Genomic DNA, 23867 nt, shown 5'->3' on the forward strand with positions numbered 1-23867 from the left:
CCAGGGGAGACGCCCGGCTCCATTCCGAACCCGGAAGCTAAGACCTGGCACGGCGATGGTACTGCATCCGGAAGGATGTGGGAGAGTAGCACGCCGCCGCACCAACACCTACGAGGGGGAGGGACGCACACACGCCCCTCCCCCTCCTTCTTATTTCCAAAACACACACAACCGGCGCGCACACCACACAAGCACGTATATGCGGGGGCGATCGCGCACTGCACCCATTACCTTACAGGGGGCAGGCGGGACTCGCGTATCCGGATACTATGGATACCTGGACGCGAGAACGAGTCCCGCGGGCGCAATCGATCAGGACAGGGAAAGCGGGGGACGCGTTTTGCCCCGCCGCACATTACACAGACCAGACGCCCAGACCGCATGCCGCCACGCAACGGCTAGCCACGACACAATGTCATGCCAACGGCGACGCCACCTACGTATTACAGACATAAACCAACCTGTCGTCCTTAACAGGATGACCGTGCGAATGGCGTGACGTCTTGCTCAACCGGCTGTTACACTTCAGACTCTTACCCTGACATCGCTCTATGCTGATACAGTTCGTGAGGAGACATACATCGTATACGCTTTTATCAGGTCACCAGCGGTGATTGATGGTGAGATGAAGAAACCTCAGAAGAGCTGTGGAACGTCTGAATATCAGCTTCCAACAGTAGTATGATGTCCCGTATATAAGTATTTGAGAATGATATGCGACTGCCACTGGGGGAATGCATGCACTTCGATGATGACAACGACAGCGAAGAGTATCATGAGAGTTTCCCACCGCATATGAGCATGGGCGGATCCCAACGTCGTCATGGGGGATATCATGCCAGACATGACAGGTCAACGTCAACATTTCTGCCTTGGTCCAATGGCTCTGTCCTTGATCACATATGCACGGTGATTCTTGCGATTTGCCTGGTACTTGGTGGGCTGGTCAAAGCCGGCGTCATCAAGCCGTCATCGGCTGCATCCCGCGATACATCCATCACCTATGCGCAAGGTATGCCATCGTCGCGGCCTTCCTCCAGCAGTTCTTCGCCAACCCAACAAGACGCCACTGACTCAGCATCATCGGATTCATCTGATTCGACGGGGCTCATCGGCTACCGATATGATTCATCCGACCAATACCATCAATATGTCAACGAAATCAAAGCCATGCATGACAAGTACCATGCCATGCCTGCAGCGCAGATCAACGAATACGTCAAAGCGCTCTCAGACGCGCAATCAGCAATTGATACATGGCTCAGGACTTTAGACCATATGCTGGAAGCAACATCCTACGGTGATGCGCGGCGCTCCATGAACCGCGACGCTGCGACGACCTACTACAATGCGAAGCTCACGGACCTGCATCAGCTCGAATATGATTTCAAAATCAACCGGGCGTACCGTATATCAATCGAGACGAATACCACGGCGACAGGTTCCTATTTCGAAATTGTCTTCAGTCAAGACGAAAGCCATCACGCGCCATCGCCGCAACAATTAGACACCATTGAACAGCAGATCGCGGCATTCCAAGGGCAGCCAGGACAGGACGGCACCTATATGCAGTCGGGGGAGCAGATGCTCTCGATTGCCGGGTTGCACGCCGACTACGATTTCCAGAGCATCGGAAACTACTGTCCTTCCATGACTACTGATCAGTATACGTTTGCAGCGTATTGCGAGAAGAAAACCGATACCGTATTCGTCAACACCGGCCATGAAGCGTATCCGTATGTCGTCCGTTCCCCACAGTATCTTGATGAACTTCGCCATGAAATCGCCCATTATCTCGTGTATTCACGTTGCGACACGGTTGTCCCGCCGCTTCACGTCGAGATCGAAGGCATGACGAATTCTTACGCGGTGATGTATCTGGGCGCAAACCGTGACACATTGAACAGCACCGGCGCAAGCTTCCCGGCATACGCGATGAATGAACAGACCGACCAGGCGGCGGCGTCAGCACACGCAGGAACGTGTGTGGTCGACTGACGGTATCGGCGAAGTGCCAACTGCGGAAGTCACAACGCAGCGAACGGTAAGTGGACAACGAGCAGACAGTGAGCAGACGGCAAGCGGACAATAAGCGGACGGTGAGCGGACTGCGGATGCCTCTACGCTGCCACTGATTCCGTGCATTTCACAATCCTGTACAGTTCACTGTGGCGCGCACTCCGCGATCCTGCACAACTCGCAAACCTGCAAACCTGCATGCCCTGAATCCTGTGCAGTCCGGCACATGCCTCCAAGATCCGCGCAGTCGAACCGCAGTCGCCGCACAATGCTGTCCTCATCCATCGCGGACGAGTACGATAAAAGTACGCGCCGTTGCAAGGGAGGCATGCCGATGGATGGCGATCAATCGAAGCAACAAACCACAGGCCGTAACAAGGACACTCGGGACAAATACGGTTTGAATCTTCGTGAGTGGACGAGACAGCATGAAGAAGGCATCGCCGCGCGCCTCGACCAAGGCGAGGATCCCCGTCGGCTGCTGGATTGGCATGAACGCAAGCTCGCTTGGTTGCAGCATGAACGGCTCATCCATCTGGGGGTCATGATGATTACCATCGCCGTGTTCCTGGTCGCGCTCGCCTTCATGGTGCTTGTTCCCTCAACAATCCCCGTGTCCACCATCATCTACCTGGCCATGCTGGGACTGCTCATCGGGTATATCCGATATTACTTCTTCTTGGAGAATACCGTCCAGCATTGGTATCGCATTGCAGATGACTTGCATGAGCGGGTGGAGACGCTCGACCGGTCTGGAACCGTACCTGCACACGAAACACTTGACGAAGCGTGATCACAATGAACGACCATCCGTCTGTGGACGCATGGCGGCCGGTGGAATCTGGCGGGCATACCGACAAAGATGACGCTCGGCGATCCACCCAATGGATTGCCGAAACGCTGGAGCGGCTGTCCCATTCATCGTTTCGATCGTCATTCACATTAAGCCCGCATGATGCTGCATATGCGAGGCGCAAAGGACGCGAACTCATTGACCGGCATGCGCACGAGATGCTCGCCCAGCGGGTCGGTGCCGCCCAGCCTGCGAAAGACGGGAAACAGACACCCTGGCGTGGCCATCCGGTGTTCACCGCTCAACACGCCACCGCATGTTGTTGCCGCGGATGCATTGAGAAATGGCACCATATTCCGCGGGGAAGAGCGCTGAGCGTGCAAGAGGTCGACCGTCTCGCCCGATTGGTTATGGCATGGATCGACCGCGATCTTGCTGCACACCCGGCGGTGATGGGGGATAGCAGCGGATGGGCGGCACCGTTCCAGCATCAGCGAGATGGCGACACAGAACAAGGCGAACGAACAGCACAACCGCGGCGGCCCCATGGCGCGGCAGGCGGTTCGGCGGAGAGCCGCCGGCACCCGGGTAATCATCATGACAGCAATGCATCAGGCTTCGTCCAAGGTGAGTTGCTGTAACAGTCAGACAGATGTCAGCACGGCAGCTGGAACGTGCGGCGAAATGCGGCGAGCCGACAGCGGAAAGCGCGATATCTCGCAGCCTCGTCGTGAGTGACAACGCGACCAAGAACGTCACAGCAACACGGCGGCCAACACCAATGCCACCAGATAGACGACGCAAGCAGCGCAAAAGACGCCATCGCGGAAATGCAGACGCATGTCATGCCAATGCGTCCGGCGGATACCCTCCTCATAGGAACGTGCATCCAAAGCGAGACTGAGATTATCGGCATGACGGAGCGAAGCGGCGAACACCGGCATGATGATTGCACACATCGCACGGCATCGCTGCGCCGGGGAACCGCTTTCGATACTGCCGCCGCGAGCCGCTTGAGCGTGCGCGACGGCCATGATCTCTACCCGCAATGTCGGCAAGAACCTCAATGCCAGACTCAGAACCAACGCAATCTCCTGGACATGGATACCGCATCGTTTGAGCGGGGACAGGAGGGATTCGAACGCATCGGTCATCGCCGTGGGCGTTGTCGTCTCCACATATACCGCGCCGAGAATGATCACCAGAGCGAAGCGGCAAGCGTAGATGATCGCCGTGTGCACGCCGTCATCAGTGATCGGCACGGGACCGATATGAGCGAGAGGGGTTCCGGTGCGGACGAAGAAGATGTTCAGTGCTCCCGCGAACACAAACAGGAACAGGAACATGTGGATGCGCGCAAGCAAGAGCGACGGTCGTATGCGCGCCGCGGCGACAATACCGGCGGTCAGGACAGCGCCGACAGCCAACTGATACGGTGAGCTGATCGCAAACGCCGAGAACATCAGCACCAGGAACGCAACCGCTTTCACCCGGGCATCAAGCAGGGCGATGACAGAACGTCCCGATCCGGTTCCAACGTGAGGATCTGCGGCGCCATCGGCTGCTTGTGATGGCTCGGAGGCTGCCTGTTGCGTCGAAGATATGCCAGAAGCCATTGATATGCCGTCCGTTTCGACATTCCGCGTGCCGCGCGAGCGTCGGGCGTCGACATGCTGTCCGGCATGCTTCGGCGGTTCGAGCACCACCACGCGGTCGGCAACTGCACGGGCTTCATCGATATTGTGGGTGACCAGCAGCACTGTAACCCCGCGGCGATGCAAATCGACAAGCATATCTCGGATTCTTGCGCTCGCCGTCTCGTCCAGGCTCGCCGTCGGCTCATCCAACAGCAGTACATCCGGATGACAGGCGATGACCCCCGCGATGGCGACAAGCCGCTGCTGTCCCCCGGAAAGACCGAATGGGGAACGGTCACGCAGCTCGCTGATATGCAACAATTCCAGCGCTTCATCGACACGTTGTACGACGTCTTGCTCGGAAAGCCCCAAATTGCGTGGACCGTATGCGACATCCTCAGCGACCGTGTGCGCGAACAATTGCTGTTCGGGATGTTGCATGACCAAGCCGAGACGATGCCTCAACTCGATCCGTTGCTTGCGGGATAACGGTTTCACCGCTGAACCAGGCAAGCGGCCGATCCAGCTGTCAATATGAGTGTGCCGGTCTGCTCGTAGGCCTGCACTTCCCGTTCCATGAGGAGTCTCGACGCTGGCGGTGTACCGGCGGTCCGTTGCTACGGGGATGCCGGCGACGGTGATATTGCCGCTGTCAGGGCGAGCTAAGGCGGACAGCAGCTTGACGATTGAGGTTTTCCCGGCTCCATTGGCGCCCATCAGCGCTACGGTCTCGCCGGAACGTACGGAGAAAGTCAACTGTTCCACGCTGGGGAATGCTGCGCCTTGAGGAGTGAACGACACATGGTCGACATCGATCGCGAGCGCCGGGCCGCGCGCGGTTGAGGCTTCCTCAGCGTCCGGTGAATCGGCGGTACCAGGTACACCGTTGGTAGCAGGTGCAGCCGCGGTGACAGACACTCCGCTTGAGGCAGGTGACGGATCAGACGGCGCATACTCATCACTCGACCCGGCGCGCAGCCAGGTCACCGGCATGCCACTGGCTTGCAGCAGATGACGGAAATCATCCTGCGATGGACGGTCGTATGCATCGGTATCGGCATCCGCCGGTTCCGCCGTCGGCGTCGAATCGGAAACGACCCGTCCTGCACTCATCGTGATGATGCGCTGCCCGCGATACGCTTCATCCGCATGATGCGTGATATGCACGATGGTGGTCCCTTGCCGGTGAAGCGCGTCAAGAATGGTGAGGACCCCCATACGCGCATCCTGATCAAGCATGGCGGTCGGCTCGTCGAGCACCACCATACGCGGATTCATCGCGATAATCCCCGCGATGGCGATACGCTGCTGCTGCCCGCCGCTCATGGTCGTCGGATCGTCCGCAAGATGCCCCGTCATGTCTACCGCATCGAGCGCATACGCGACTTGCTCACTGATGCGCGTACGGCTCATGCCAAGATTTTCCGGGCCGAATGCCACATCATCACCGGTGACCGTCGTGACGATTTGATCCTCCGGATTTTGGAATACCGCACCGATGTCATGCCTGGCACGTCGATACTGGTCGGCGTGCGCCCCCGCTTCGTCGAACACCATGTGTCCGTCCAACGTAATGGCACCAGAATCCGGGGCGGAAAGCCCGGCAATCAGTCGGCCGAGCGTTGATTTCCCTGAACCGTTCGCCCCTACAATGCACACGTATTCACCATTGCGGATGTCGAGGCTCACTCCATCGAGCGCCCAATCCTGCGCCCCCGCATACCGGTACCGTACCTCACGCAGACTGGCTGCCAGACCGCGCATGTCGTCGTATGCGTCGTCCGATGCTGATGTGGGGGAGAGGATCCGTGGAATAGCCATGGTGCGGTGCGGCATCCGTATCTTTCGTAGTGGTTGATTGCCGATAATACTGATATTGTCATCCCGTGTGCGGGAACCATATGGGCATCTGGCCGTCCCGACGTCGATGAAACGTCGGGACGGACGGTGATCACTCAGCGCGCCGACCGGTTGAGCAGGTCGGACACCGGCTTGTAAATCAAGAAGGTGACCACGCAGTTGATCGCGTACTTTGCCAGATTGAACGGCAGGAGCGCCGGCACGATAAGCGCCGCGACCTGGGAGACAGTCATATGCGCGTACATTGGGGTGATGATCAGATTGCCGACAATCGCGAGAACCAGCGCAACGAGCGCACCGACGACCAGACCGAGCACGGCTCCGGAACGGGTGTGCATACGCCGGTAGATCAACGCCGCCGGAACGGACAAGCCGACGGCGACCAGCCAGGCCATCAGCGTACCCCACGGGCTGATGAACAGGTGCGGCACGAATCCGAGGATGCTGACGATCAGCGCCGCCGCAGGGCCGTAAGCGAAGCCCGCGACCAGCGCGACAATGCCCGACGGGTCGTATTTCAGCCACGGGACGCCCGGAATCAACGGGAATTCAACGAAGCTCAACGCCATGGACAGGGCAACGAAACACGCGTACATCGCGATGCGACGGGTTGACCAGCGTCCGGAATCGCCGACACCGGTCGAATGCGCGTCTTTCGGCGATACGGTGGCATCGCCGGTACCGGTATTCGTTGCGTTTCCTGAAGATTGCCCATCCTTGATGATGGTGCGTGCAGGAATGGAGGTATGCGAAAAGATGCTCATCTGAGCTCCGTTTCTTCCATCCGGACTATAACCGTTGGCCCCGGATTCCCACCGGATCAGCCGCTTGCGCGGGTCGCGGGCTTCGACATGAGACAACCGCCGCGGAATGCGGACGGTTCGTCGTTACCGCCAGTAAGGAATTTCACCTTCCCTGAAACTTACAGCACCCATCAATACCGCATGGTTGGAACAAATGCAAGTCAGAACCCGATATTCGATATTCGGCATTCGGCGAGGGCAAGTGCAAGAATAGTGATCATGACACAATCACAGCACGCCAAAAAAGCCGCCATCGACAAGCTGGCCATTGTCATCGTCACCTACAAACGGCAGAAGCTGCTCGCCACACTGTTCGATTCGCTGAAGGCGCTGACCGTCGCGCCATGGCGCATTGTCATCGTGGACAACGAACATAGCGAGACCACCGAATCGATGGTCGAGGAATTCAGGTCCGCGGTTACGGCGCAATGGGGGCAGACCATCGCCGACGCGTCAGGCAATACAAACCGTGTCGTGTACTTCCCGCAGGAGGGCAACATCGGCGGTTCCGGCGGTTTCAGCAACGGTGTACGCAAAGCGTATGAGCTCGGCGCCGAATGGTTCTGGGTGATGGATGACGATGTGGCGGTGCTGCCGGACGCCATCGAGAAACTCGCTCCCTGGACCCTGCACCATGATGTCATCCAGGGCAGCCGCAACGATTATGACGGCGGCCCGTTCTACTGGCAGTACCATTTCATCGTGCCGCTGGGAATCCCCGACCCGATCGCTCCGGCGGCGTTCGGCCCGCGCGGTTACCGTCTGATGAACACCATGTGTTTCGAAGGCGGGTTGTTCCGTCGCAACATCGTCGAACGCATCGGTTTCCCGGACGGGCGCTTCTTCATTTACTGGGACGACACAATGTACGGCTATCTGGCGAGCAAGGTCACCAATCCTATCGAAGTCAAGGATGTCATCATCCGTCGCACGCGTGATATCGACAACTGGAATATCGCGGGTCTGCGCCAGTTGAATTCCACGTCTGACATGAACCGTTACCACATCATGCGCAATCGTGGGTATATGGCCCGGTATTTCATGGTGTACGGGGATTATCGTCCGGCGTTGTTCGCGCTCGGCACTGCCGCCACGGCCATCAAGGAGGTCATCCGGCTGGTCGCGGTGGATAAGGGGCATCTGCGTTCCGGCCTGTCTGCGATTGCGCGCGGCTGGTGGGATTCTCGCAAGCTGCTGCACGATCCTGACTGGCGGCCGATGCCCGCGTTGAAGTGACGTTTGCAAATTGGTTGGCCGCGTGTCGCACGAGGACTTGGGAACAATGGTGAAAGCGTTTGCAGGTTTTCGGCGTGCCGCGGCCACATTCGGCCATAGGGCGCGGTACAATCACCGTACCGGTTCATACACCCCATCACCTCATAGGAAGGTCAAAGATGATTGAGACAGCACAGGCTTTCGGCGTTGACATCGGCGGCTCCGGCATCAAGGCGGCTCCCGTCAATCTGGAGAAGGGTGAGTTCGCAGAACCGCGTCTGAAGATTCTGACCCCGGAGAAGTCCACTCCGCAAGCTGTTGCGGATATTGTGCGCCAGCAGCTCGAGCATTTTGAGGTTCCTGAGGATGCCCCGGTCGGCATTGCGTTCCCGGCGCCGATCAAGCCCGGCAAGCCGCTTGATTTCATGGCGAACCTCGACCAGTCGTGGATCGGCGTGGACGTCACCGAGGAGTTCTCCAAGGCGTGCGGTCGTCCGGTCGTTGTCGTCAACGATGCGGATGCGGCGGGTATCGCCGAGCAGCAGTTCGGCGCCGCCAAGGGCCAGGACGGTTTGGTGATTGCGACCACGCTCGGCACGGGCATCGGCACCGCGCTCATCTATGACGGCGTGCTCATCCCGAACACTGAGCTGGGGCACATCGAATTGCAAAACGGCAAGGGCGACGCGGAGAAGTACGCCGCCTCTTCGGTGCGCGACCAACTCGATATGAGCTACAAGAAGTGGGCGAAGCGCCTGACCAAGTACTACGGCCTCATGGAGAAGTACTTCAACCCTGATCTGTTCGTCGTCGGTGGCGGCGTCAGCCGTGTGAGCGACAAGTTCCTGCCGTATATCGACATCAAGACGCCGATCGTCCCGGCGAAGCTGCGTAACGAGGCCGGCATCATCGGTGCCGCCTACTATGCGAGCACGAAGACCGCCAAGTAGCGGATCGGAAGGCAACTGACCACATCCGGAAGCGAATTGCCGGATGCTGGACATGCGGTGTGGCCCGTCCCGGTGGTTCGGGGCGGGCCACACCGCATTTTGCGTTTATCTCGGATCCCGATAGGGGAAGGGCAGGCCGATCTTCTCTTGCTGCGTTGTTGTGGCTGTGATGCACCTGATATGTCGGCAAGCCGGTGAAACGGGGGTATGTGACGGCAGTGCCGTTCGGTGGTATGCGGTGGCATGCGCAACGCGGCAGAAGGGAAAAAGAGAAGCGTCTGAACCAAAGTCAGACGTCGTTCCGCCGCCACGGCTAGGATGGGGGCGTGCGTTTTTCATCACGAGTAGACATCAGCGCCCCGAATGCCATCGCCCGGGCGGAGCAAACCGCCAAAGAGGACGGTATTGCGCTTGACAAGCTGAACGATTCGAATCCGACCAAATTCGAGCTCGCTCCGCGATCCCTGCCGACCGAATACGCGGCACAACCCCGCGGGCAATACGAAGCCCGACAGCAGCTTGCCGATTTCCTGGCGGAACGCCGCGGCAGGGAATCCACACGCCCCGACGCCCAGCCGGTCGATCCGGACCGCTTGTATCTGCTCAGCTCAACCTCTCAGGCGTATTCATGGCTGATGAAGCTCTTGTGCGATGCAGACGACGTGGTACTTGCCCCCAAACCCGGATACCCGCTGATCGAATCCATCGCGGCGCTGGAATGCGTGCACGTCATCACTTACCAACAGCGCTTTGACGGGTCGTGGATCATCGACACGGCGCAACTCGAATCCTTGCTCAACGGTCCGCAAGGCGGGAAGATCCGTGCATTAGTGCTCATCAATCCGAACAATCCGACCGGTTCATACGTCAAACCAGAAGAACGCAAGACGATTGTGCGCCTGTGCGCAGAGCATGGGGTGGCCATCATCGCCGACGAAGTGTTCTATGATTTTCCGGTCGAACCCTTCCCCGGCAACGCGCGTCTGGCGGGGGAGCCGGGCGTGTTGACCTTCGCGCTGGACGGGCTGTCAAAAACGCTTGCCGCGCCGCACGCGAAAGTCGGCTGGATCGAAGTGTCCGGTCCCGGCCATGATGTTGAGGAGGCATTGAAGCGACTGGATGTGATCGCTGACGACTACCTGCCGATGAGCGATATCATCGCCGGGCGCCTGCCTGAGTTTCTCGCCGAAGCCGCACAGCAGACCGCTCGGGTCCGCGACCGTGTCACCGCGAACGCCGCGATGTTGCGTCGCATGCTCGCGGATGACCCCCACGGGTTGGTGTCGATGCTGCGCATGGAAGGCGGCTGGAACGCGTTGGTGCGCATCCCCTCGGTGCTTGATGAGAACGAAGTCGTCTTGCGGATGATCCGCGATCATCGGCTGACCGGTCAGCCCGGTTACTTCTTCGATATGACTTCCAACGGGTATCTTGCGGTGTCGCTGTTGCCACAACCGGATCGTTTCGCGCACAACATCGCCGCGATGCTGGACACGGTGGCGGCCATGCTCAACGAATAACCGAATGTGCCAGTCGTATCCCGCGCTGCCAGGGCATGCGACAACATCAGCAGCACACCCACGTACACCGCGATTCAGGCGGCACATGCTGCATCGAACGAGCAGGCGCCTATACGCGTTCCCGCATGCTGCGGATCATATCGGCATAGGCCGCGACCGCGTCTCGGGCAGACCCATCGAACACGATACTGCCATCTCTGAGCAGCAGTGTCCGGTCGATCGCATACTCCGGGCGGGTGATCATATCCGTATCATGCGTGGCGGACACGACTTGACGGTCAAGCGCGAACAAGGCGCGCGCCACATGGGCGGTACCGATTTCGTCAAGCCCTTTCGTCGGCTCGTCAGCCACCAGAACCGACGGGTCGAGACATAGGGCCGCCGCGATGGCTAGCAGGTGACGATGCTCGCTGTCGAGCGCGTCCGCCGGCCGGTCACGCCATGCGGACAGATCAAGCTGTGCCAGCAGTGTGCCGATACGCGCCTGACGCTCGCTGTCAGCCACGTGCCTGGCTTGCATATGGGTGTCAAGTGCTTTCGTAATGCTGGCGCTGCGATAAAAACTGTTCGGGATTTCCTCCCGTCGCACGCAGCCGACAAGCCGATTGATGCTTTTGCGATCCTTGCGGGAGCCCGGTTGCAGGGTCTTGTCGCCGGCGGTGATGGTGACGGAGCCGGATGTGGGGGATAGCGACCCGTCCAACAGCTTCAGCAGCGTGGTTTTCCCCGATCCGTTCAAACCGATGACCGCGGTGCGTCGCGTGTCGAGCGTGAGGGTCGTGTCCCGCAACCCTGTGTGGCCGTCCTCGTACGTGTACGCGGCGTGTGCCAGCGTGAAGGTCACATGGTCCGGGCGAGGGCTGTCAACCCTGCGCGAGAACAATCCTGAGAACATACCCATAGCAGTCATTCTAGCAGTGCGAACCAAGCTTGGATTCGCACGAACATGTCCGGCGCAGAACGTTGCAACGAGTCGTCCCTGCCCGTGACGAAGCACGAGGCGAGAAGGAAGAGGATGCTTGCCAGCAGGAGCAGCATGATGATCAGGCGTCGGCAGTCCAGTGCGAAAGCCCGCCAGCCTCCAGTCGCGCGCACGACAGACGACGCGCTGGGGCAGACGGAATCATGCGCTTTTTCGCCGCCAGTGCCGTCGCTGCGGGCGGTGTCATCGGTCGGATGGAGAAACTCGCCAAGCACCCATAACAGTCCGGGCAGGCTGGCGAGCGTGATCAGCCATCCGAAATCGCAGATATACCGCCATCCCAAGCCGCCCTTGAACGCGTCCACCAGCATAATCGCCATACCGAGCATCAACATGCAAGACAAGAGAGCGCCGAATCGTTCACGACGATGCCGGCGCAACACAGGTATCAGGAACGCCAGCAACGCCATCGGACACATGGCGAACAACCCGGCCACCATCGGTTCCGCAAAGCCCCACTGCGGCAGAGGCGCCGGATTGATCGCCACGAACGGGAAGGTCGATTGCATCCGCGGCGGCAGCAGCAGATAATACCCGATGATCCATGGGATATTGGCGAAGGGTTCGCTGTACGACGTCATGTCGTTGACCGTGATCTGATACGAATTCCCGAAATCGAACAATGAGTCGAAACGCAGCAGGTTGTAAGTGAACACCGGTATCACGACCGCCATCGCGGGCAATATCACCGCCGCGGGGCCGGCCCATAGCGAGCGGGTCACCTTGCCCGTCCTCACCAATCGTGCCATCTGCCTGATCTGCCGCCAGAAGAGGGGGAAGATCAGCAATGCGGTCAACGCGAAGGTCGGACGGCACCCAGCGTTCGCCGCGATGCAAGCGGCACCCCAAGCCAGACGAGGCAACGACAATCCCGGCGCATCGCCCGCATGCCACAAGCGCCGGGAACCTTCCGGACGTTCCGCACCCGTCCACAACCATAATCCAAGCGAGGTGAACATCAGCGAGGCGGCGATCGGGACGGAATAGAAGTTCGTGCGAAGCCACAGATAACCGACATTCGACCCCAGCAGCAGCGTCACCAAGGCCATGCTCATGCCGGCGACCGAACAGTCGGGGGCCACACGTCGCAGCATCCTGATGGTCAGCAACGAGCCGAACAACACGAATCCGAACAGGAAGAGCACCACCGCGCTCGCCGACGGCAGCATCGCCGGTATACCCGGAACCACATGGGACAACGCCTGATACGGAACGAACAAGACAATCGCCGGAATCACGCCGAAATACGAATACCAGTGCCCGTGGTAGAACGCATAATCCCAATAGATCGGGCATGTCCCCGCATCCAGCAGCCGCTCCCGCAAGGCCGGATCATACGGATTCGCGCTGTTCGCGAACGCCGACGACACCGGCAGATCAAGCCACACCCTGCCATGAAGCAGCGCATCGGCGATATGGCCATACTGGTCGAAATCGTAGGTGTACCCGTTCATGGCTTGGAACACCAGCGGTTTGCCAAGCGTGGCGATCACCGCCGCGCCGGTCAGGGACGCCACGCCGACGACCGCCATCAGTGTGAAGAACGCCAACCGTTGGGCAACACTGCCCGGATCGGCGCGAATACGCCACAACCGTGAGCGGGGACGCCAGCACGCAATCAGGATGGCGATGACGGCCATCACCGTCACACGCAGCCAATCAATCTGGAATGCGACACGTACATTGGGGCGAACCGCGAAAATCGGGACTTGTGTGCCGGTCGGGGCTTGGATCCACAGTTTCACCATGTGCTGAGCATCGGTGTGCAAATACAGTGAACGCGGCTGGGACACGTCGATCAGCGTGGACGACCCGGCCCGGCCGTCCGAATCGAGGCGGACGTGCACCGCGGACACGAGATGCGAACGCGTAGCGCCGGTAACTTGCGACAAGTCAATGCGCACATACTGCGAGCTGCCATCCACAGGTACAGACAGAAACGCCTTTGTCTGATCGGTCACTTCCAACGTGCCGGAAGCCTCGCGCGTCAAGCCGGACCCCATCGTGTTCAGCGTGGCGGGTGAATCGGTGCTCGCCGCCACACTCGTCCAATACGGCAGGTTGAACACGACGCATTCGAGCACGACGATGACGAGCACGGACAACAAGGCGAACCGCACTGCCGAGTGGCATCGGCTGCGGCGGGCAAGACGTTCGTGGAGAGACAACACGGTTTTATTCTAAGAGCAAGACCACCCCGCCATGTCTGCGCGGATTGGGACAATCACCGTATGACACGATTCAGGAAGCACACGGACGCACGCGGCAGGCAGCTGAAACCATCGATGTTCGCCAAGCTGAAAGAATCGATCCGCCATTCAGCGTCGGGGCGTTCGAATGGCAACGGACATGCCACGTCCACGCATGCCAACCCCTTCGGCCAGGCGCTGGCGAACCCGGATGATGTCGTCAATGAACTGAGCCGTCGCGCCATCAAACTCACGCCGATCATCAAACGCCGGACGTATGACGGCCTGACAGGCGTGCCTGACGGCTTGCGGCTCGGCTGGGCGCAACTGCCGCAGACGCACGGACGGGCGTTCTCTCTGGGGATGTTCGTCGGGGATGATCGTTTCGCCCAGATCGCGCTCGCCGATGACCGCGGCCGCGTGTTCTCCGGAACGAACCCGAATATGGACATCCAAGGCGCTGAAATCCGGTTCATGTTCAGCAAAGACGGGGCATCACGGTTACCCGACGACACCCGTTTGGGAACAGGGACGTCAGCGGGGGCGTCCGCGGCGAAGCGCGCTGGCGATCTTCTGCGTGCAGTGGTCGGCGGCAATCAGGACGACGAATCCGCAATCGATGTGCTGCAAGGCAGCATCGTCGGACGAGGACAAGACGGCAGAATGATGTGGCTCGCCTCGTGGATCAAACGCAACAACCGCTACACGCTTGAACAATTGCGCACACAGCTCGATGCCAGCATGCGGTGCGACCTGGAGTACCGCGACGCCATCGCGATCGCCTTCTTCACCGCGTATCTGCTGCCCCAGATGAGCGGCCTGCTCATCGGTTTCGGATCGGGCAATATTTTCCGCAGACTCAACCGTGAAGCCCCGATGGGCGCTATCCGACGCAGTGTCCGCGACACGCTGGAAGCGCGGGCGCATGGCATGCGCGCTTCCGGACTCGAAGACTACTTCTCCGACATCATGCGGGAAGCAGGTGCGCTGCAACCGGTCGCTGGGCTGGAAGCCGTGCATGGTGCCGAGCCGTTGCACTTGTTTACTTCGAGCTTCTCGGGAAGCTATTTCTTCAGCTGGGATTCTTCGCTCGAATTTTCCCCTGCGCTCGCATCTTTGGCGATTGAAGGCGGACTCAACCGGTTCGCCGCCGTCAGCGCGGTGTTGGAACGCAACGCGAGAGTAGGCCAGCAGCCGATCGAAGACACGGTCACTCGTGCCCAGGCGGCACAGCTCGATATGGCGTTGCTGCGCGATCCTGCGCTGATCGCCCTGCGCAGTGATGACAGCACGCCACTCGATCCGTTGCATGATGACGGCATCGCCCCGCTGCGCACGATGATGCGGATCGCGCGGGAGGCCGCCGAGCAGACCGCTCATGATTTTCCTGATCCGACAGGTCGTGCCGCAACAGGCACCAAGGATGCTGCGGGGTCCGAGTGGGTATATCGGCAGACCTTGTCGCTGCTGCTGCGCAGCATGCGCCTGCCCTTCCGATTCGATGTCGATTTCCGCACGAACCTGCATGACGGCAACGTGGCGATCACCTTCACCACGGCGGGAACCGCGATGATGCCGAAGAGCCGGTACAGCGAACGCCGGCACGACTGGGTGAAACTCGAGGAGCATGAGCGTGCCGCGATGAGTGCGGCATACAATCTGCGCGTCGGCCTGATGATGGCGAGTATGGCGTTCGCAGTGGATACGCGGGTCAAACAGGTGTCCGTGACCATCGATTCCATCGGTCTTGAAGAAGCCGTTGCCGAGCAGGACAGCGCCATCGCCAAGCTCATGGGTGAGGCGCTGAAAGCGTTCGAGCGCATGCGCACCCAGGAGCCAGGAGCGGTGATGGGCGGTAAATCAGCTCCGAAGGACGGCGATGTACATGGCGACCCGTCACTGGCGCCACCCCAGCGTGGGGATGCATCGCGTGAGGCTGCCGACCGACGCGCGGGGGAGGGGCATATCCCTGCCGATGGCGCCCAGGCATCGGCAGGATTCGAGCGAGATGCCGGCGAGAGCGGGTCGGAAGATGCCTCGAAATCCGCGGAAGACCAAGCATTCGAAGATCTTATGCATGGCGCCGACATCGACGAAGCGGTGTTCAGTGTTCCGCAGGACAATGCCGATTATGACGGTTCCGGAGCTGAATCCTTCACCATCTCCGATTCGGATTCGACGCCGGGCGCCTCCAACGGGGGCGATCACCCCGACGGCCACGGAGCCGATCCGTTGGAGGCGTTGCGCAGCAATCCGACGGTACGGCATATGGTCGCCGTCACATTCAGCCGCGATGCGTTGCTGAGCTACGTGCACGATCATGGGCTCAATGACCCTGTGACCACCTACCGGATGTTCGATGCGGTCATGTCGGTCGATGCCCAAGGTGCGCTCGAACCGGTGGACACCGATCTTGACTTGCGTGACGCCAAGTTCAGCCCGCTCGCTTCGCAGCAGGAACCGGAGTTTTCGGAAGCCCAGTTCGGCCCGCACACCAGCCGGGTTCTCGGATGCGCGGATGCGACCGGACTGTCCATTCAGCGTGTCGATCTGCTGCAACGCGCTGTGACCGACTTCCATCATCTCGCCTCGGATGACAGCATGCCGTCGGTTGCCAAAGCGCAGCATGCGATGCGGATCGTCGACCATATCGGAGACCCGGAATTGTCCCAGTTGGCTCCGCAGGTTGGAGCCGCGTTGATCGACGGCAGGGATACGCCTGATTTCGATTTCACCCTCGCCAAACGATTGGATGCCGAACGTGTCAAGGCGCGTGACCTGCTGTTCTCCGGACAGCCCGAACAGGCGATTGAAGTCCAGGAAGCCGCGGTCGCCCGGGTTGACGCCCTGTTCGCGAAATCCCAAGGAGTGCCCCGGTATTTCAACTCCTATGCGGAGCGCGTAGTGTACAACCGGCTGTTCGCCACAGCGGGGGAGCGCACGGTTCTGATTCCTGACGGCTTGTTCTATGCGCATATGGAGCTTGCGGACATTCTCGCACAAGTCAAAGGAGCCAAGGCGTCCCTGCGGCATCTCAACGCGATGGTCTCCTATGCGCCTGCCTACCCGCTGTCGCATATGCGTTTGGCGGTGCAGCTCGCCAGGGATGAAGACTGGGATTCTGCGCGAGCCGCATGCCTGAACGCGTTGCGTGTCGCCCTCGACCGTGCGGATGCGGCTTTCGCATACTACCGGTTCGCGTACGCCGAATGGATGCGGGATCGATTCGACACCGCCGCCGCGGCATATCTCATGGCCGCCCATATCGCCCCCGGCCAGCTGTCCACGCTGCCGGCCGAACTCGATGAGCTGATGGAGCGGGCGCGTTCGCAGTGCATCCCCGTGCCGCATGATGTGGTTGATGCGGCGACGGTGTTGACTGAGCATGATCTGCCGGTGTGGCCGCACACCGAAGTCGAGCCGATTGTGCGGCAGGCCGCGCGGGTGTGCGTCGACAACGGCATGTTCGTTCCCGCCCGTACGCTGTCCATCGCCGCCGCACGGCTCAATGACGGTCAAAGCGACGGGATTGACATGGTCCAGGCGCAGTTCCTCAGGTCGCTTGACGCGTGAATCGGTGAGCTGACCGCCGGTGGCGAGTCGGCGGGCACACTGGCGGCGAGTTGCGACCGGTGACCGTACCGCCGGTTCGTGCCGTGCCTGCCGACGCCGGCGCACTGGACAGCGCACCCACTGTGGGCGGTTTCTACTATTATCGGGTAAGGAAGCGGGCATTCCTGCCCACGGGTAGACGATGAATGGCGATGAATGGCGGATTTGGTATGACTGCACATAATGCGCGCAAGGCTGTCGAAGCTGAAGGGGAACAACTGGCTTGGGATTTTGATGCCCCGGATCAGCAATCGTCGGACCCGCAAGCGGTGAGCGCGCCGGATGTCCCGCCGGTGGTCGCGGATGAGGGCGCGCGCCGATATGCGCCCGGCAGCGTGCAGTGGATTGCCGCCCTGCGCGCGGATGATGAGGATGCGCTGCGGCTCGACCGGCTTGATGTCAGCGCCATGGACGCCGACGCGGCTGCACGGTTGTGGGCGAAGGTGGCCGCATGGGTGGAAAGCGACCAAGTCGCCTACTATATCGATGACTCGCCGGTTTCCTCGGATGCCGCCTATGACGCGCGCATGCGGTGTCTGCAACGGTTGGAAGCCGCGTTTCCTTCGCTGGATTCCCCGCAGTCGCCCACACACCGTGTCGGCGGCGCGTTCTCGAACGATTTCGCATCGGTACGCCACCCCTCGCGGATGATGAGCCTCGATGATGTGTTTTCCATCGAGGAGTTGCGCGACTGGTACAACGGCGTGCGGGAGGATCTCGAATGGCCGGATGGCAAGCCGTTGCCGATGACCTGTGAAGTCAAAATCGATGGGCTGGCGCTCAATCTGCTCTACCGCAACGGTGTGCTCGAACAAGGCCTGACCCGTGGAGACGGGGTCGTCGGCGAAGATATCACGATGAACGTGCGCACCATTTCAACGATTCCGCAAAATCTTGCCGGTCCTGCTTCGGATATCCCGGAATTCGTGGAGATCCGCGGCGAAGTGTTCATGCGGTGGGATGATTTCCACGCGCTCAATGAGCGCAATGAGGATGAAGGCCATGCCCCCTTCGCGAATCCACGCAATGCCGCAGCCGGGTCGCTCAGGCAGAAGGATCCTCGGATCACCGCGACCAGACGATTGAGCTTCTACGCGCACGGTCTGGGTTCATTGCGTTGGGGCGAGGGCAGCGCACATCAAGGCCATGACCAGGTGGACGACCAATCGCAGGCATACGAACTGTACAAAAAGTGGGGGATTCCGGTCTCCCCGCATAATCGCGAGGTCACGGATTTCAGCCAGATTCTCGACATGATCGACTATTACGGCGAGCATCGCGGCGATATCGAGCATGCGCTCGACGGCATCGTCGTCAAGGTTGACGATCTTGCGCTGCAACGCCGGCTGGGCGCCACTTCGCGTGCGCCGCGCTGGGCGATCGCATACAAGTATCCGCCCGAGGAAGTCAACACCGAGCTGCTCAACATCATTGTGCAGGTCGGGCGGACGGGGCGTGTCACGCCGGTCGCCGTGCTCAAGCCTGTCTATGTCGCCGGTTCAACGGTGGCACGCACCACGCTGCATAATCCGTTCGAGGTCAAGCGCAAGGGCATTCTCATCGGCGATACCGTGGTGGTGCGCAAGGCTGGCGATGTGATCCCGGAGCTTGTTGGACCGGTGCTGGAACGGCGTAAGGGCAGGGAAGACCAGTTGCGTGAGTTCGTGATGCCCACGCGCTGCCCGTCCTGCGGTGCGACGCTCGCTCCGGCGAAGGAGGGTGACAAGGATATTCGTTGCCCGAATGTCGAATCCTGCCCAGCTCAGCTGACCGAACGCATCATCAACTTGGGGTCGCGCAAGGCGTTCGATATCGAGCATTTGGGCGATCAGAGCGCCATCGCGCTGACGAACCCGGAGGAGAACCGTCCGGATTCGGTGGCTTCCTATGACCCGTATCGGACTGAAATCGAAGTGGAACCCGGGCAAGAGCCGGACCCCTATGAGCCGGTGGAAGGCTTGCAGTTGCCGCCCGTGCAGACGCCGGTATTGTCCAGTGAAGCGGGGCTGTTCGGTCTTGACGCCGAGATGCTGCGTAACATTCGGGTGTGGCGAGAGGCACCGATTATCGAAGTGCGCGAACAAGTCGATGCGAATGGGAAGAAACGGAAGATCCGTCGGCGCATCGGCGGATCGGGCTTGTGGCATCAGGTACCGGCGTTCTGGACGACACCGACCGATGCGAAACGTGCGGTGAGCGACAAGGCCGTCAAGCAAGCCAACCGGCGTGGGGACGACCTGGAATCGTACCCGGGCTACGCTGTGCCGCGTGATGCGCATGTCGTGGATTGCCATACCAAGACTCTGCATGACGGCACGGTTGCACGCCAGCCGGTATATGTGCGGCCGATGGAGAACACGTATAAGCTGCTGGACGAAATCAACAAGGCCAAGCAGGCGGATTTGTGGCGTGTGCTGGTCGCATTGTCCATCAGACGGCTTGGTCCGCCGACCGCCCGCATGATCGCCGACCATTTCGGGTCGCTTGAGGCGATTGAGCATGCCAGTGTTGATGATCTGACTGAAATCGGCGGTATTGGTGAGGAAATCGCCAGTTCAGTGGTGGACTGGTTCGCCAAATCCCGTGAGCCGGAGGACTGGCGGGGCAAGGTTCTTGCAGCGTGGAAGGCCGCCGGTGTCGGGCAGGTTGAGCGTGAGAACACCGAGCCGCAGACCTTGGCTGGCATGACGGTTGTTGTAACTGGATCCTTGGAGGATTTCAGCAGGGAATCCGCCAAGGAGGCGATTGTGTCGCACGGTGGCAAGGCCGCGGGGTCGGTCAGCAAGAAAACCACGTATGTGGTGGTCGGGGAGAACCCGGGGTCGAAGGCGACGAAAGCCGAGGAACTTGGCCTGCCGATACTCGATGAAACCCAGTTCCGCCGGTTGTTGGATACCGGCGAACCGGGAGAACCGGCCGCTCGTGCTGGCGCTGGTGCAGCTGATACGACCCAACCCGAACTCGCTGACTGACCTCTCCGAACCTTCTACCGACGCTGAGACCGCCGTCAGCGTCGGTAGAAGCAGCAGTTGCACAAACTGGTTACGCTGGGAGGGCTGTTTGCGTAGACGGTTTGGGAAGGGGCGGCGTTGGGGATTGGGGTGGCGTTGCTTATCCGGGTTGCTTACCCGCCTTGTTTGGTGCTGTTTACTTGGTACTGGACATCAGGGATTGGGCGAGCTTGGTGAACTGGGCCGCAAGAGGCGTGTCAGCCAGCTCGCCGGACGGTGTGAGCACCGCAGGGCGCCCGGAATCATCGATTTCGCGGATTTGCGGCTCCAACGGGAGCTCGGCAAGCAACGGCACATCATAACCGAGCGCGTGAGTCAACTGTTCGCTGACGCGCCGCCCGCCGCCATGCCCGAAGATTTCCAGCCGTTCCCCATTATGCTCGAAATAGCTCATATTCTCGACCACGCCACGCACGGTCATCGGCACCTGCAAGGCGACCAAACCGGAACGCACCGCGATTTCGGAAGCGCTCGGCTGCGGGGTGGTCACCACCACGAGTTCCGCGTTCGGCAAGGTCTGCGCGACCGATATCGCCATATCTCCGGTGCCGGGAGCCATATCAAGCAACAGGACGTCCGGGCTTCCCCACCACACGTCCGACAGGAACTGTTCCAATGACCGTTGCAATCGCGGCCCGCGCCACAGAATCGCGCGTTCAGAGCCCGCGAACATGCCGATTGACATGAGTTTGACGCCCCACGAGACCACCGGCATGAGCATCCCGTTCAGATTGGTAGGCTGCGTGTGCACGCCAAACAGCCGTGGAAGCGAGAACCCATAGATGTCCGCGTCGATGGCGGCGGTGTCGTAGCCGAGCGCTGCGAATGTGGCGGCGAGATTCGCGGTGACCGAGGATTTGCCGACTCCGCCCTTGCCGGAAGCAATCGCGAAGATCCGTGTGTGCACGCCAGGCTTGGTGAACGGGTTCTGCCGGCGTTCGGCCTTGAGCTGGGCGACGAGATTGGCGAGCTTGTCTTGGCTCATGGCCGTCACTTCGATGTGCGGGATGAGCGTCGCATCCGGGTAGGATGCTACGGCGCCATTGATTTGATTGGTGATGGTTTTTGACAGCGGGCACCCGGCCACGGTCAGTTCCACGTGCACGGTCACGTCGAAGGTGAGGGGAAGTGTGCTGTGTGGTGTGGCTTCGATGGCGGCGATCATGCCGAGATCGGTGATGGAACGGCCTAATTCCGGGTCGATGACTTTGCTTAACCGGTGGTAGATGGCGATTTCAATGGCGTTTGGCTGATCGTTCGCCGCCGGCATGGTCGTGGTGTTCGCGTTGCGAACAGTGTCGCCGGCGTTCGGCTGGGTGCTGCCGGCTCCTGTCGTGGTTGCCGCTTGCTGGGAAGTCGGGGTGTGTGCCATGGTTCCTCCTGATTGTCCTTGAACACCGTAGCGCGCTTCCGTCCGCCACGCTAGTGGCCAAGTGCGTATTTCAGACGGCAGGACTCGCGCATCGGTTTGAAACAATCGGGGACGGCAATCGGGGACAATGATTCCAGGCGGACCATATGCGTACGAAAAACGGGAAGCAAGCCCAAACTTGCCTCCCGTTTTTTCGGTTACTGATCAGTGTGAATCAGATGTTGAAGTACAGCTCGTACTCGAGCGGCGTCGGCTGCAGGCGAGCCTGGTCGATTTCACCGCGCTTGAGATCAACCCAAGTCTCCAGCAGATCGTCGGTGAACACATCGCCGGCGGTCAGGAAGTCGTGATCTTCCTCGAGGGCGTCGAGCGCCTCGCCGAGGGAGCCCGGCACCTGCTTGATGCCCTCATGCTCTTCCGGCGGCAGCTCGTAGAGGTCCTTGTCAACCGGAGCCGGAGGCTCGATGTGGTTGAGCACACCGTCAAGGCCTGCCATCAGCTGTGCGGAGAAGGCGAGGAACGGGTTGGAGGACGGATCCGGAGCGCGGAACTCGATGCGCTTGGCAGCCGGGCTCGTGCCAGCCAGCGGAATACGGATGGCGGCGGAGCGGTTACGAGCGGAGTACACCAGGTTGACCGGAGCCTCGAAGCCCGGAACCAGACGGTGGTAGGAGTTCAGCGACGGGTTGGTGAAGGCGAGCACGGAGGAAGCGTGCTTGATCAGGCCGCCAACGTACCAACGAGCGATATCGGAAAGCCCGCCGTAGCCCTTCTCGTCGTAGAACAGCGGCTTGCCGTCCTTCCACAGGGACTGGTGGCAGTGCATGCCGGTGCCGTTGTCGCCTGCGATCGGCTTCGGCATGAAGGTCACGGCCTTGCCGGCGAGGGCAGCGGTCTCGTGAACGACGTACTTGTACTTCATCAGGTCGTCGCCCGCGTGCTGCAGGGTGTTGAAGCGGTAGTTGATCTCCTGCTGGCCGGCGCCCGCAACCTCATGGTGCGAACGCTCGAGAATCAGGCCGACCTTCTGCAGGTTGGCGACCATGTCGTCGCGCAGATCCTGATAGTGATCGTTCGGCGGAACCGGGAAGTAGCCGCGCTTGACGCGGTTCTTGAAACCGATGTTCGGGGTGCCGTCATCTTCGGTGTCCACGCCGGAGTTCCACGGAGCCTCGATGGAGTCGACCTCGTAGAAGGAGCGGCGCATGCTGTTCTCGTAACGCACCTTGTCGAAGATGAAGAATTCGGCTTCAGGTGCGAAGGATGCGGTGTCGGCGATGCCGGTGGACTTGAGGTAGGCTTCGGCCTTGCCTGCGACCTGGCGCGGATCGCGGGAGTAAGGCTCATCGGTGATCGGGTCGACGATGGAGAAGGCCACGTCGAGCGTCTTGTGCTTGCGGAACGGGTCAATGAACGCGGTGGAGACATCCGGCACCAGCTTCATATCGGACTCGTTGATGGCCTGGAAGCCTTGGACGGAGGAACCATCGAACGGCATTCCGTCGGTGAAAGCATCCTTGAGGAACTCGCTGGCGGGAACCGTGAAGTGCTGCTGAATACCGATGAGATCGGTGAAGCGAACGGAGACGTACTCAACGCCCTCTTGGTTAATCAGGGCCTCGACGTCTGCTTTGGTTTCGAGTGCAGTCAAGGGACCGCTCCTTTCATGTGAACTTACAGGCTCCAAGTCTAGGTTCGTCGGTTTCGGCCACTCGCCGTTTGCGTTACGAACATGTTTCGTACTTCGGTAACATTTGGGTGAAATCGTTGGAAAATCAAGGTTCTGTATTTTTAAATCCGTAAGGATTTCGTGCATTTGGCGTTCGAAACATGGACATGTGGGCGTATCTGGGCGTCTTGGGCGGAGGATGTGCACATGCCGTTGGCGCCGTCTCGGCGGCGTG

The 23867-nt window shown here is 60.2% G+C and carries 13 protein-coding genes, 1 rRNA gene, 1 pseudogene and 1 riboswitch; of the genes and pseudogenes, 9 read left to right on the forward strand and 6 right to left on the reverse strand.

Annotated features, from left to right (window positions below; genetic code table 11):
• The 4 genes and pseudogenes from rrf to DSM100238_RS09575 all read left to right on the forward strand — a co-directional run.
• A 5S ribosomal RNA gene (gene rrf / locus DSM100238_RS07725) occupies positions 1-102 on the forward strand; the annotation flags it as partial.
• A 636-nt stretch (positions 103-738) separates the two neighbouring features.
• A complete protein-coding gene (locus DSM100238_RS07730) occupies positions 739-1998 on the forward strand; it encodes a hypothetical protein (RefSeq protein ID WP_152356095.1) in 1260 nt (419 codons plus the stop codon).
• A gap of 247 nt (positions 1999-2245) precedes the next feature.
• Positions 2246-2812 (forward strand): YihY/virulence factor BrkB family protein, encoded by a 567-nt coding sequence (locus DSM100238_RS07735; RefSeq protein ID WP_167511107.1) that lies wholly within the window; start codon positions 2246-2248, stop codon positions 2810-2812.
• Between the two features lie 5 nt (positions 2813-2817).
• Positions 2818-3258: pseudogene (locus DSM100238_RS09575) on the forward strand (DUF4186 domain-containing protein); the annotation flags it as partial.
• Positions 3259-3567: 309 nt separating this feature from the next.
• Here DSM100238_RS09575 and DSM100238_RS07745 read toward each other — a convergent pair.
• Positions 3568-6270 carry an energy-coupling factor transporter ATPase gene (locus DSM100238_RS07745; RefSeq protein ID WP_412160388.1) on the reverse strand — a complete coding sequence of 901 codons (2703 nt, stop codon included), beginning with the start codon at positions 6268-6270 and terminating at the stop codon, positions 3568-3570.
• Positions 6271-6404: 134 nt separating this feature from the next.
• A complete protein-coding gene (locus DSM100238_RS07750) occupies positions 6405-7073 on the reverse strand; it encodes an ECF transporter S component (protein ID WP_152356097.1) in 669 nt (222 codons plus the stop codon).
• A 4-nt stretch (positions 7074-7077) separates the two neighbouring features.
• Positions 7078-7236, reverse strand: a riboswitch (FMN riboswitch).
• A 95-nt stretch (positions 7237-7331) separates the two neighbouring features.
• On the opposite strand from DSM100238_RS07750, the gene DSM100238_RS07755 reads away from it, so the two are divergent.
• From DSM100238_RS07755 to DSM100238_RS07765, 3 genes are all read left to right on the forward strand, one after another.
• Positions 7332-8348, forward strand: a complete 1017-nt coding sequence (locus tag DSM100238_RS07755; RefSeq protein WP_152356098.1) for a glycosyltransferase family 2 protein — start codon at positions 7332-7334, stop codon at positions 8346-8348.
• 158 nt (positions 8349-8506) lie between these two features.
• Complete coding sequence (gene ppgK / locus DSM100238_RS07760; protein WP_152356099.1) at positions 8507-9277, forward strand: polyphosphate--glucose phosphotransferase; 771 nt, start codon at positions 8507-8509, stop codon at positions 9275-9277.
• A gap of 326 nt (positions 9278-9603) precedes the next feature.
• Entirely contained in the window at positions 9604-10797 is a 1194-nt protein-coding gene (locus DSM100238_RS07765) for a pyridoxal phosphate-dependent aminotransferase (RefSeq protein ID WP_152356100.1), read from the forward strand.
• Positions 10798-10906: 109 nt separating this feature from the next.
• On the opposite strand, the gene DSM100238_RS07770 is transcribed toward DSM100238_RS07765, so the two are convergent.
• A complete protein-coding gene (locus tag DSM100238_RS07770) occupies positions 10907-11707 on the reverse strand; it encodes an ATP-binding cassette domain-containing protein (protein ID WP_376831026.1) in 801 nt (266 codons plus the stop codon).
• Positions 11704-13950 carry a glycosyltransferase gene (locus DSM100238_RS07775; protein WP_167511108.1) on the reverse strand — a complete coding sequence of 749 codons (2247 nt, stop codon included), beginning with the start codon at positions 13948-13950 and terminating at the stop codon, positions 11704-11706. The genes DSM100238_RS07770 and DSM100238_RS07775 overlap by 4 nt, the downstream gene beginning before the upstream one ends.
• Positions 13951-14010: 60 nt before the next feature.
• Between DSM100238_RS07775 and DSM100238_RS07780 the strand changes: the two genes are divergently transcribed.
• Positions 14011-17541 carry a tetratricopeptide repeat protein gene (locus DSM100238_RS07780; RefSeq protein ID WP_152356103.1) on the forward strand — a complete coding sequence of 1177 codons (3531 nt, stop codon included), beginning with the start codon at positions 14011-14013 and terminating at the stop codon, positions 17539-17541.
• A 209-nt stretch (positions 17542-17750) separates the two neighbouring features.
• Complete coding sequence (ligA, locus tag DSM100238_RS07785; protein WP_152356104.1) at positions 17751-20552, forward strand: NAD-dependent DNA ligase LigA; 2802 nt, start codon at positions 17751-17753, stop codon at positions 20550-20552.
• 175 nt (positions 20553-20727) lie between these two features.
• On the opposite strand, the gene DSM100238_RS07790 is transcribed toward ligA, so the two are convergent.
• Together DSM100238_RS07790 and glnA are read right to left on the reverse strand one after the other, a co-directional pair.
• Positions 20728-21861, reverse strand: coding sequence for an Mrp/NBP35 family ATP-binding protein (locus tag DSM100238_RS07790; RefSeq protein WP_152356123.1), 1134 nt, complete (start codon positions 21859-21861; stop codon positions 20728-20730).
• A gap of 316 nt (positions 21862-22177) precedes the next feature.
• The gene (gene glnA / locus DSM100238_RS07795; protein ID WP_015451297.1) at positions 22178-23614 is read right to left on the reverse strand and encodes a type I glutamate--ammonia ligase; all 1437 of its coding nucleotides are present in this window, start codon (positions 23612-23614) and stop codon (positions 22178-22180) included.
• Between the last annotated feature and the right edge of the window lie 253 nt (positions 23615-23867).

It is taken from the genome of Bifidobacterium apri (assembly GCF_009299485.1).
Classification (GTDB): domain Bacteria; phylum Actinomycetota; class Actinomycetes; order Actinomycetales; family Bifidobacteriaceae; genus Bifidobacterium; species Bifidobacterium apri.

Coding starts and splice junctions, on each gene's coding strand:
- DSM100238_RS07730 (WP_152356095.1), top strand. CDS start 739: ATGCACTTCGATGATGACAACGACAGCGAAGAGTATCATGAGAGTTTC.
- DSM100238_RS07735 (WP_167511107.1), top strand. CDS start 2,246: ATGCCTCCAAGATCCGCGCAGTCGAACCGCAGTCGCCGCACAATGCTG.
- DSM100238_RS07745 (WP_412160388.1), bottom strand. CDS start 6,270: ATGGCTATTCCACGGATCCTCTCCCCCACATCAGCATCGGACGACGCA.
- DSM100238_RS07750 (WP_152356097.1), bottom strand. CDS start 7,073: ATGAGCATCTTTTCGCATACCTCCATTCCTGCACGCACCATCATCAAG.
- DSM100238_RS07755 (WP_152356098.1), top strand. CDS start 7,332: ATGACACAATCACAGCACGCCAAAAAAGCCGCCATCGACAAGCTGGCC.
- ppgK (WP_152356099.1), top strand. CDS start 8,507: ATGATTGAGACAGCACAGGCTTTCGGCGTTGACATCGGCGGCTCCGGC.
- DSM100238_RS07770 (WP_376831026.1), bottom strand. CDS start 11,707: ATGACTGCTATGGGTATGTTCTCAGGATTGTTCTCGCGCAGGGTTGAC.
- DSM100238_RS07780 (WP_152356103.1), top strand. CDS start 14,011: ATGACACGATTCAGGAAGCACACGGACGCACGCGGCAGGCAGCTGAAA.
- ligA (WP_152356104.1), top strand. CDS start 17,751: ATGACTGCACATAATGCGCGCAAGGCTGTCGAAGCTGAAGGGGAACAA.
- DSM100238_RS07790 (WP_152356123.1), bottom strand. CDS start 21,861: ATGCCGGCGGCGAACGATCAGCCAAACGCCATTGAAATCGCCATCTAC.